The organism is Pseudanabaena biceps PCC 7429, assembly GCF_000332215.1.
Classification (GTDB): Bacteria; Cyanobacteriota; Cyanobacteriia; order Pseudanabaenales; family Pseudanabaenaceae; genus Pseudanabaena; species Pseudanabaena biceps.
In genome coordinates, this window is sequence record NZ_ALWB01000198.1 from 1 (window position 1) to 9,717 (window position 9,717).

Annotated in this window: 13 protein-coding genes; 8 read left to right on the forward strand and 5 right to left on the reverse strand. The window is 42.6% G+C overall.

The genetic code is table 11. The features are described 5' to 3' along the window. Nucleotides 1-241: 241 nt before the first annotated feature. A complete protein-coding gene (locus PSE7429_RS17915; protein WP_009628727.1) occupies nt 242-529 on the reverse strand; it encodes a (2Fe-2S) ferredoxin domain-containing protein in 288 nt (95 codons plus the stop codon). Between the two features lie 172 nt (nt 530-701). After that, nucleotides 702-1,154: a universal stress protein gene (locus PSE7429_RS17920; RefSeq protein ID WP_009628728.1), complete on the reverse strand. Its 453-nt coding sequence runs from the start codon at nt 1,152-1,154 to the stop codon at nt 702-704. Nucleotides 1,155-1,484: 330 nt separating this feature from the next. Here PSE7429_RS17920 and PSE7429_RS17925 point away from each other — a divergent pair, with 330 nt between their 5' ends. The 4 genes from PSE7429_RS17925 (at nt 1,485) to cruF (ending at nt 4,730) form a co-directional block, all read left to right on the forward strand. Then, nucleotides 1,485-2,492, forward strand: a complete 1,008-nt coding sequence (locus tag PSE7429_RS17925) for a cysteine synthase A (RefSeq protein WP_009628729.1) — start codon at nt 1,485-1,487, stop codon at nt 2,490-2,492. Beyond that, on the forward strand, nt 2,485-2,928 hold the full coding sequence (gene mutT / locus PSE7429_RS17930; RefSeq protein ID WP_009628730.1) for an 8-oxo-dGTP diphosphatase MutT: 444 nt from the start codon (nt 2,485-2,487) through the stop codon (nt 2,926-2,928). The genes PSE7429_RS17925 and mutT overlap by 8 nt, the downstream gene beginning before the upstream one ends. A 99-nt stretch (nt 2,929-3,027) precedes the next feature. Continuing rightward, nucleotides 3,028-3,546: a tetratricopeptide repeat protein gene (locus PSE7429_RS17935; protein ID WP_009628731.1), complete on the forward strand. Its 519-nt coding sequence runs from the start codon at nt 3,028-3,030 to the stop codon at nt 3,544-3,546. A 290-nt stretch (nt 3,547-3,836) separates the two neighbouring features. Further along, the gene (gene cruF, locus PSE7429_RS17940; protein WP_009628732.1) at nt 3,837-4,730 is read left to right on the forward strand and encodes a gamma-carotene 1'-hydroxylase CruF; all 894 of its coding nucleotides are present in this window, start codon (nt 3,837-3,839) and stop codon (nt 4,728-4,730) included. Nucleotides 4,731-4,808: 78 nt separating this feature from the next. Here cruF and PSE7429_RS17945 read toward each other — a convergent pair whose 3' ends face one another. Next, entirely contained in the window at nt 4,809-5,498 is a 690-nt protein-coding gene (locus PSE7429_RS17945; protein ID WP_040689399.1) for a response regulator, read from the reverse strand. Nucleotides 5,499-5,653: 155 nt separating this feature from the next. Here PSE7429_RS17945 and PSE7429_RS17950 point away from each other — a divergent pair, with 155 nt between their 5' ends. The 4 genes from PSE7429_RS17950 to PSE7429_RS17965 all read left to right on the forward strand — a co-directional run bounded on the left by PSE7429_RS17950 (nt 5,654) and on the right by PSE7429_RS17965 (nt 7,859). Then, on the forward strand, nt 5,654-5,878 hold the full coding sequence (locus tag PSE7429_RS17950; protein WP_040689404.1) for a DNA-directed RNA polymerase subunit omega: 225 nt from the start codon (nt 5,654-5,656) through the stop codon (nt 5,876-5,878). Nucleotides 5,879-6,066: 188 nt separating this feature from the next. Next, entirely contained in the window at nt 6,067-6,453 is a 387-nt protein-coding gene (locus PSE7429_RS17955) for a DUF1818 family protein (protein ID WP_009628735.1), read from the forward strand. Nucleotides 6,454-6,651: 198 nt separating this feature from the next. Then, the gene (locus tag PSE7429_RS17960; protein WP_009628736.1) at nt 6,652-7,239 is read left to right on the forward strand and encodes a Uma2 family endonuclease; all 588 of its coding nucleotides are present in this window, start codon (nt 6,652-6,654) and stop codon (nt 7,237-7,239) included. Nucleotides 7,240-7,244: 5 nt separating this feature from the next. Continuing rightward, entirely contained in the window at nt 7,245-7,859 is a 615-nt protein-coding gene (locus tag PSE7429_RS17965) for a hypothetical protein (RefSeq protein WP_009628737.1), read from the forward strand. A gap of 172 nt (nt 7,860-8,031) precedes the next feature. Here the strand turns inward: PSE7429_RS17965 and PSE7429_RS17970 are convergent, their stop codons facing one another. Both PSE7429_RS17970 and PSE7429_RS17975 read right to left on the reverse strand, forming a co-directional pair. Next, the gene (locus PSE7429_RS17970; protein ID WP_009628738.1) at nt 8,032-8,238 is read right to left on the reverse strand and encodes a hypothetical protein; all 207 of its coding nucleotides are present in this window, start codon (nt 8,236-8,238) and stop codon (nt 8,032-8,034) included. A 100-nt stretch (nt 8,239-8,338) separates the two neighbouring features. Then, nucleotides 8,339-9,313, reverse strand: a complete 975-nt coding sequence (locus tag PSE7429_RS17975) for a sensor domain-containing diguanylate cyclase (RefSeq protein WP_009628739.1) — start codon at nt 9,311-9,313, stop codon at nt 8,339-8,341. Nucleotides 9,314-9,717: the final 404 nt, after the last annotated feature.

Sequence of the window (9,717 nt, forward strand, 5' to 3'; positions counted from 1 at the left end):
AGTTGCAGCGCGAAGCGCTGCAACTCTCTATTGGGTTTGATGTCCTAACTTATAGCAATTATTGATCAAACGAACCACAAGGAGATTTTTGAAAGCGGTGCTTCGCACCGCTTTCAAAAATCTCCTTGGTTTGGGTTTGAGCGCAAAGCGCTGTAAGTGAATATAGCTATAGCAGTAAACTTAAGGACTAGAAGAGCATACCGCCCGCGTAGCGGGCGGTATGCTCTCTGCTTAGCTACATTTAATGGGGATGCAATCGAGGATGCATCAGGTTAGGGATGGTGTCATTACCGAGCAAATGAGTCTCAATAATTGACTGAATCTTTTTAGGAGTAATATGCCAATAGTAGATATTGTCGGGTAATACGAGCACCATCGGACCAGAACCACATAGCCCCAGACATTCACAGACTTCTACAGTGACATTAATCGGTTTCTGTTGTTGCAATATGGCGAGGATCTCAGGCGCACCATCTTTTTTACAGGTGCGATGTTGACAAACAAGAACGCGACGGGCAGGAATATCCAAGATAGCGATCGGGGGTTTAAGTAACTTAGAAGTATCAGAAGAGAAGTATCAGAAGAGAAATGTCAGAATAATTTTAAATGTCCTTTAAAATCACGGTTAGATCATAATTAAATCGCAATTAAATCACAATTAAAATTAAAAATTTAGATGACTTGGACAAGTCATCCAAATTTTAACGCACCACTAAAACAGGTGCAACGCAATGGTGAACAATATAATCGCTGACACTACCGAGCATCAATCGCTCTAGCGATCCCAGTCCTCTCGATCCGAGTATTACCAAATCAACATTTTCCTCTTTTGCCACGGAGCAAATCACATCACGGGGTTGCCCCGTTTCTAGTCTGGTGCTGGTATCGAGGTCACTAGCTTGACAGATGTCTTGGGCTTTTTGGAGTAGCGCTTGCCCCGCATTCAAAATTTTGCGCTCCAGCTCGATGTCAGGCAATCCGCGCCAGCCGACCCAGTCCCCAGTGGGCATCATCACTTCAGGAACATAGCTGCTAAGCGGTTCAACTACAGTCAGTAAGATAATCTCAGATTTTAGAGGTGCGGCAAAAATTAGGGCTTTGGCAAGAGCATGTTCACTTGCTTGAGAGCCATCAATAGCAACTAAGAATTTCATAGGTTTACCATAATGTAGAAATTATATTCTCTGTAATACTTGGTAAGTAATCTTGGTAAGTAATACAGTCGTTGCATATGTTGCATCTATAGCGATCGCCAAATCCGATCTTTTAAACTAAGGATTGTTGAGTCTATTTACGAGCAGCCAAATTTATGGGCTTCAACATTTATGGAAAGTAAATGATATGGGCAATAAATGGCGCGTAACTGCAATAATCCTAGAAAAATCAAATTTGTAGATCCCTATATAACTATTACAGACCCAAATATACTGATAGCGATCGACAAGTTGTAAATCTTTGCTGTAGTTCATTTCTTTTAATATTCCATGACAAGCGATATTCGTATTGGTTTTGCTAACTCTGTAGGTAACACCCCCCTGATTAAAATCGAGTCACTTTCAGAAGCAACGGGTTGCACAATTTTAGGTAAGGCTGAGTTGCTTAATCCAGGCGGAAGTGTTAAGGATCGAGCAGCCCTGTTTATGGTGTTGGAGGCTGAAAAGGCTGGCACTATTAAAGCGGGTGGCACGATTGTAGAAGGTACTGCGGGTAATACGGGAATTGGACTTGCCCTCGTCGCAAATGCTCGTGGTTATCGGAGTGTCATTGTGATGCCTAGCAATCAATCGCAGGAAAAAATCGATCTGCTAAAGACCCTTGGCGCGGAAGTCGAGTTAAGTACACCTGCACCATTCTCTAGTCCCGATAATTATTACCATGTCGCTCGCAGACGCTCGGAAGAAATTGCTAATTCTTTTTGGGCAAATCAGTTTGAAAATTTAGCAAATTCCGAAGCCCATTATCAGACTACGGCTCCTGAAATTTGGGAGCAGTCTGGAGGTCAACTTGATGGGGTAGTAATGTCCTCGGGCACGGGGGGCACAATTGGTGGTGTGACGGCCTATCTGAAGGAGCAAAATTCGCAAATTGCTACTTACTTGATCGATCCGACGGGGTCGGGCTTATACAGCTATATCACTACGGGTGAATTTAAGGCTGAGGGCAACTCGATTACCGAGGGAATTGGCATTAATCGGGCGACGGCAAATTTTAATCGTGCTAGATTAGATGGGGCGTTCCAAGGCACCGATCAGCAGGTGATTGAGATGGCTCAGTACTTACTCAAGCATGACGGTTTGTTTGTTGGTAGTTCGGCGGCGCTGAATGTGGTTGGGGCAGTGAAACTCGCTCGTAAATTAGGCAAAGGACATACGATCGCGACAATTCTCTGTGATGGTGGTGGTCGATATCAGAGTCGAATGTATAACCCCACATGGCTAGCAGAAAAGGGTTTAACTCCTGTGGCTAAGGGCTTGGAGTTTATTGATGACTGATTTGGGTACTAATTTGGGCGTAGATGCGATCCCGAAAAAATATCGATGTATTGGTGTTGGCGTGGTTTGGGATCGCGATCGCCAACGTATCCTCATCGATCGCCGTTTGCCTGAGGGCGAACTGGCTGGATATTGGGAGTTTCCTGGAGGTAAAATTGAGGGGCAGGAGACTGCCCCAGAATGCATCAAGCGGGAATTGCAAGAAGAATTGGCGATCGATGTTGCCGTTGGTGATCATCTAATCACCGTGGATTTTGAATATGAAACGCTGCGGGTAAGTCTGATCGTCCATCACTGTAACCATCTGGCGGGAGAACCACAGGCGATCGCTTGCTCGGAAATTCGTTGGGTCACCGTTGATGAATTGAGTAGTTATCAATTGCCCGCCGCCAACTACGAGATAGTCCAAGCTTTAAAAGCACAGACATGGTTATAGAGTCGCGGCGCTTTGTGCCATGACTCTTTGTGCCGTGACTCTATAACATGACTTTTGGAATTCCCATAATAACTGAACTATGGAGATAGAAATTTACTGATGGAAGAAATCAGTGCAGACCAGATAGCATCACAGCTATATCAAGAGGGGATTAGCAATTTTGAAAGTGGCAATTACCAACAGGCGATTGCGCTGCTTGAACGCGCCCGTGTCTTAGCAGTTTTAGAAACGGTTTTAGGCGGAGAAATTCTGGTATGGCTGGCGAATTCCTATGATGCTGTCGGCAGAACCGAAGAGGCGATCGCCCTTTGTCGGAGCCTGAAAAAGCATCCCGTTAATAATGTCCGAAAATCAGCACGTTATATGTTGGGAATTTTGACTGCGCCGCCCCTAGGCAAACTAGAGGGTGTGGTCTCGGAAGTCCCAATTTTAGAATCTCCCGATACCTACGAATCTAAGCCCGTAGCAAGAAAAAAAACGCAAGATAACAGCGATCACAAGCCCTTTCGAGAAGTTTCCCTCGACAAGCCAAATACCAATAGCCGCAATAATTTTCTATGGTTTGCGATCGCAATTTCGCTCCTAATTCTCGCTCTATGGTCGATCCAGTCCACCTAATAAGCTCAAAATGGCTACGCCATTTTGAGCTTTGAAAACCCTTACAGTGAATTGGTATAAAGCCGAAGAAGAGAAGGTTGGCGCTTCGCGCCAACCTTCTCTTCTTCGGCTTTATACACTTGGCGGCAGCTTTATATAGCCGCATCGGCTTTTTAAGCCTGAGGGTGAAGAAGCAAAACCGCAAACTTAAAAATGAATGGTATGCTAGCTTATACTTTTGTTAAGTTAGTTAAAGCAAAGTTCAAACTCAATTAATTAAATTTCAACTATTTCTGGGAGTAAATGGCGTGATGAGGCGAGCGATCCCCGCACAATGGTTTAATTTAGGAATGCACCTAGTTTCAATGGTATTTGGGCTATTTGGTCTAATTTTTGTACTGCCCAATACCGAGTTTATTGAAAGCTTGTCCGAAGCTGGTTTGCAAGTCTTTTCATGGGGAATGCAAAATGGTGGTGCTTCTTACATGATTTTTGGCGCGATCGCCGCATTTCTTTATGGCAAGCAAACCATCGGGCTGAAACGTACCCTCGCTTTTTGCATTCCTGCCATTGGTTTGTCCGTTAGCAGCGAATTGTTAGGAACTAGCACGGGATTTCCCTTTGGAGCCTATTCCTATCTAAGTGGTTTAGGTTATAAGATTGCAGGCTTAGTTCCATTTACGATCCCCCTCTCATGGTTTTATATGGGCTTCTCTGCCTTTTTAGTCGCAGCGACCTTAATGCGCTTCGGCACGGGATGGGGCTATAAAATTATGGCGATCGCCCTTGGGGCACTAATGCTGACTTCATGGGACTTTGTACTCGATCCCGCCATGAGTCAAACCGCATTTCCTTTCTGGGAATGGCATCAAGCAGGTGAATTTTATGGAATGCCCTATCAAAACTTTTTAGGTTGGTTTGGCACTGGCTCCTTATTTATGACCGTTGCCTCCGTAATTTGGGGCAAAAATGACCAACCAATCCTAAACCGCCAGCAAATTCTCTTTCCGACCATTTTGTATGCAGGAAACTTTATGTTTGCTTTTGTCCTCAGCTTTAGCTCTGGTTTTTATGTGCCTGCTTTGCTGGGTATTGTGGTTGGCGCTTTGCCTTTGTTGGTGCTTTACTGCACCACACCGAATGGTGTAGACAATCAAGCGATCGAGCCAAGCCTCGCAGTTGTCGCCTTAGACTCACCTAAGTAGAATCCACCCTAAACAAATAAAAAAGAGGTGCTAAGCACCTCTTTTTTTATTTGTTTTTTTATTTGTTTTTTATTTGTTTTACTTGCCCTGTAAGCTTTTTAGCTCTCGGAGAATCAACATCAAACCTTTATTCTGATGATCGATTTGCTCGGAAATTTTTTCCATACGTTGATTCAAGGTTTCGATATCTTTATCTTGGCGATCGATTCGCGTATTTAACTCGTTAAACCTTGCCACAACTTCACGCTGAATCAAGTTCTCAATCCCCTGCACCAATAAAGTCTCAGTCGATGTGAGTCGATTGACAATCATTTGGAGGCTAGGTTCCTCAGAACGCTGTACCTCTCTGACCACCGCAGGGGTAGAGCGAGATACTGATTCTGGCACTGATTGAACGGGCTCAGGTATTAAAAAGTTTTGAATACGGGAAACTAATACATCCGCTTCAAAAGGTTTTTCAAGGAAATCAAACTCAGTAAATGGCTCAGGAACATGCTCGGTAACCTGTTCTTTAAGTCCAGAAATCATGATTACAGGAACCTTTTGCAATCCTTCGACACGACGGATTGCTTGTAAGGTCTGATATCCATTGTATTTGGGCATCACGAAATCAAGCAAAATTAGGTCAGGAAAGGCTCGGCGAGCAGCATCTAAACCTGATTTGCCATCACTTGCTTCTAAGACATCATATTTTCCCGCCAAAATGCTTTTAACCATTTTGCGGATCATTATGCTGTCGTCAATTACCAGTACTTTCTTTGCAGTCATGGATTTGAAGAATCCGCCCCAAATAGCTATGCCAGACCATCATATTACATCACAAAACTTGCTTGGTTGAAATTTTTTTCCGATCGCCTCAAGATGATTGGTTAAAGATGAGTGCGATCGCGTTAGACTTAAAAGGCTCATTTTCTTTCGGTTTTATGGCAAAACGCTACACTATTGATTCGTCACAAATTATTCGTCGTGTCGAAGAACTGATAAACGCCTCCTCCAATCGTTATCGCATTACTGTGCAAGTTGCCAACAGAGCCAAGCTCAGACGCTATGAAGATGATGATTATGACGATCGCATGATGAAGCCGATTTTACGCGCCATTATGGAAATGTCTGATGAAATTTCCCAGCCTGAAATTCTGAGCGACTGAAAGGCTTGAATTTATAGTTTGTCGTAAGTAGCTGGGCGTAATTAAAATCCAGAATCAAAACCTGTAGCGCAAGCTGCGCGTGCGCTATAGGTTTTGGGGTTTTATGTTTAATTGCGCCTAGCTACTTACCTAGCTACTTACCTAGCTACTTAACAAAGTGCGACAAACTATAAAATTCTTAAAGGACTATGTTAAATTTTACGGATCGAAATTCAGCGAAAAAACTACTTCGCGGTGATGGTTGGCGGATCGGTTTTCGTTCCGATGTTGATTTATATAAGGGTTTAGTTGGGGCGGAAAGTTGGGCGATCGAGTTAACTGAAAGCGAATTTAAAGATTTTTGTAAATTAGCTTCGCAACTTGCGGAGACGATGCAGGTGATGGCAAGCGAGTTGTCAGATGGCGAAAAGATTTGTTGTACGTTGGAGACTGAGGATATTTGCCTTGAGGTAAATGGCTATCCCCATGACTTTAATTTACATTTCCAGTTATTAACGGGACGACGCTCGGAAGGATTTTGGGATGAAGGTGCTGTCCCTTTTTTGATTGAGGCGATCGCCCATTTGCTAAATTAAGACATAAAGGAACCCGATTTTTGATGGCGTGGCTTCGCCGCCCCATCAAAAATCTTTAAAGCCCTAATACCAATTCACGAAAGTGTGACAACACTTTTGTGAATTAAGAACCAAACCTAGTAAGGGTTTGAAAAACTAAAAATGGCTACGCCATTTTTAGTTTTGGTATAACTTGTCTAATTTGATTAGGAGCAAAATATGACCAGCATTCTTATTGAAAAAGACGAAACTAACTTAGAGGTAAAGCAACCATTAACCTTGGAGGAGTTTTTGAAGTTACCAGATATAGACGCAAGTTATGAGCTAGTTGAAGGAGAAGCAGTAAAAAAAATGTCACCCAAATTTTTTCACTCCTCATTAACAACTATTTTTTGGGTTGAGCTTTCATCTTGGTGTGATGGTTTTGGGCGCGTAAGAGTAGAGTGGTCAGTAGTCTTAAAACGAAGGGGAAAAGATTGGGTTCCTGTACCTAACTTGCTCTATGTTTCCCATGAGCGTCTTGCCGCAGATTGGCGTGAGGATGCACCTTGCCCAGTATTGCCTGAATTAGTGATTGAGATTGTATCGCCCGATCAGACTTTCAATCAGTTAGCTCAAAAGGCGATGGATTATTTGAGTGCAGGAGTCGATCGCGTTTGGGTTGTTTATCCACCGATGCGGAGCCTGACGGTGTTTTTTGCCGATCGCCCTCCTGAAACTTATCGAGGCGATCGTTTATTAAGCGATGACTTATTTCCTAACTTGGCAGTAACTTCAGAGCAGTTTTTTATAAAAGCGGGAATTTAGATGGTATGGCATACAGTGATTTTGGTCTGACTGAGGTTCGTGAAAAGCTATCTTTATCCTTGATTAATAATCGACTTTTTGAGAATTCATTACCAATTCAGCCCAGTAAATGGCTCAATGAAACTCTCAATCTTAGTTTAGACTTTGCTTTGAAGTCTGGCAGTGAAAAGGCTCGTTCGGAGTTTATTGTTGCGCCAATTTTACTAGAAATGGAAAGGATTAATGATCGCAAATTTGCCATTTATTCTGGCAAAAATCTTGATGCTGATAAGGAGCGAGGCTTGACTGGAGAATGTGATTTTATTCTCAGTAAGGGGGCGATCTCCTATACTCTTGAAACACCTATTTTTGCTTTAGTCGAAGCTAAGAAAAATGACGTGGAGTCAGGCTTAGGACAATGTATTGCTCAGATGTATGGCGCACAATTAGTTAACCTTAAAAATCCCAAGCAGCAGATTGATACTATCTATGGATGTGTGACAACAGGTGAGCGTTGGCAATTTCTAAAGTTAGTCAATCAAGTTGTGAGCATTGATAGCGATCGCTACTACATCAATGAAGTCGAAAAAATTATTGGCTGTCTACAAGCAATTCTAAGTTTATATCTTACTGAAATATAAGTATCCTTATAAATTGGCACTGGTCAGTTAATGGGGGATGGATTCGTGATATTGGTCGATGGTAATTGGGGTGCGATCTAGTTGGGGCTGAGGGAGTGGAGAAGTGGTCATACTGTTTTTGCCAAGATATTTTAGAAAGGGCGCTTAGCGCCCCAATGGCTAACTTATGAACTTATTGCATAGACTTTCGGGCGAGGCTGACGGCTTTGACAAAGCTATATACACCTACGGGTAAGCTGATTAGCAAAATTGTCCAAGTAGTGGCAAAACCAAAATCTGGTGCGCCGTAAGATATTTCGTAAATGCAGCCAACAAAGGCGATCGCCGCCACAATGGAAATAAGGAGAATCAATTGGGCTTTTATATAATCGGGTGACATAAGTAATATTTTGAATGATTAATTTGAATGATTAAGATTTTGAATAAATTGATTGCTTGATCAAACTATCTTGAGAAGCCTCATCAAAAATATAGCAATCCTATTGTAAGGACTTTGCGCGTTTGCTTTTCTTTTGGGTATACATTAAGCGATCGCCATCTTCTAAAAGATCTTCGATGGATTGATGTCGATTAGGATCGAACTCAACCACACCAACGCTACAGAGAATATCGTAACCACGCGCCTCTTTTTGGTTATACTCCTTCCTAATGTTCTCAAGACGACTCAATAGTAAATTGCTAGCTGCGCGATTAGTATTGGTCAACAAAACCACAAATTCGTCGCCACCTAGACGACCAATGACATCGGACTCACGAAAAGCATCTTTTAAAATTTGACTGAAACCTATCAAAGCGCGATCGCCTTCAGCATGTCCGTAACGATCATTGATTTCTTTAAATAAATCTAGGTCAAAAAAGAATAGAGATGCGGGTTTATTTAAACGTTTGCATAAATTGAGGGAATGAAGGGCTAGCGCAATAAATCCACGCCGATTAGATATTTGAGTTAACTCGTCAATAGTTGCCATTTGCACAGCCGCGAGTTCTTGTTCAGCCATTTGCCCCAAATCACGCAGTAGTTCCTGATCTTCCTCGCTAAAGGTACGTGGGTTGTAATCTACTAAACAAAGCGTACCAACTTTGCTACCATTTGGCACAACGATAGGAAGTCCCGCATAAAAGCGAACTTTGGGATCTCCAATTACAAAGGGATTATCGTAAAATCGCCGATCCGATAAAGCGTCAGAGACGATCAAAATATCATTGCCCAAAATTGCATGACCACAAAATGACGTGTCTCTAGGAGATTCGCTTATTTCCACCCCTTGGACGGACTTAACCCACAGACGGTTAATATCAACGAAATTAACCATAACGATCGAGACCCCAAATAAGCGCTTAGCGAGTCGGGTTAGGCGATCGAATCGTTCCTCTGACTTAGTATCGAGAATATTTAGCGATCGCAACGCATCTATACGAACATCCTCATTGTCTGGATAATCTGGAGCTTTCATTTTGATCGGGCTGAATGTTTAGTGTTATTAAGGTTGAAGGTGGGCGGTACTATGTTCTTCTCATCTTTATATTCGCATATTGATTGATTAAGTAAGTAGTTAAGCATAAGTAAACTTAAAACCTAGAAGAGCGTACCGCCCGCTACGCGGGCGGTACGCTCTCTGGTTTGTTTTTAATTATGCTTAACCGCTGGTTGGTACTATAGCTCAAAAACTGGCTCAAAAACTGACTAGGACTATAAGGTTTGAGATAAAGTAGGTAATAGGTGGCTTCTACATTGTGTTGTTAAATCTTAAGGAGCATAAACCAATGAAATTATAATAGCTGCGATCGCTTCTCTCGGAGCAATGGGGACATGGGTATCCTCAGCAATGGCAGATGTATCGATCAACATTAGGCTAGG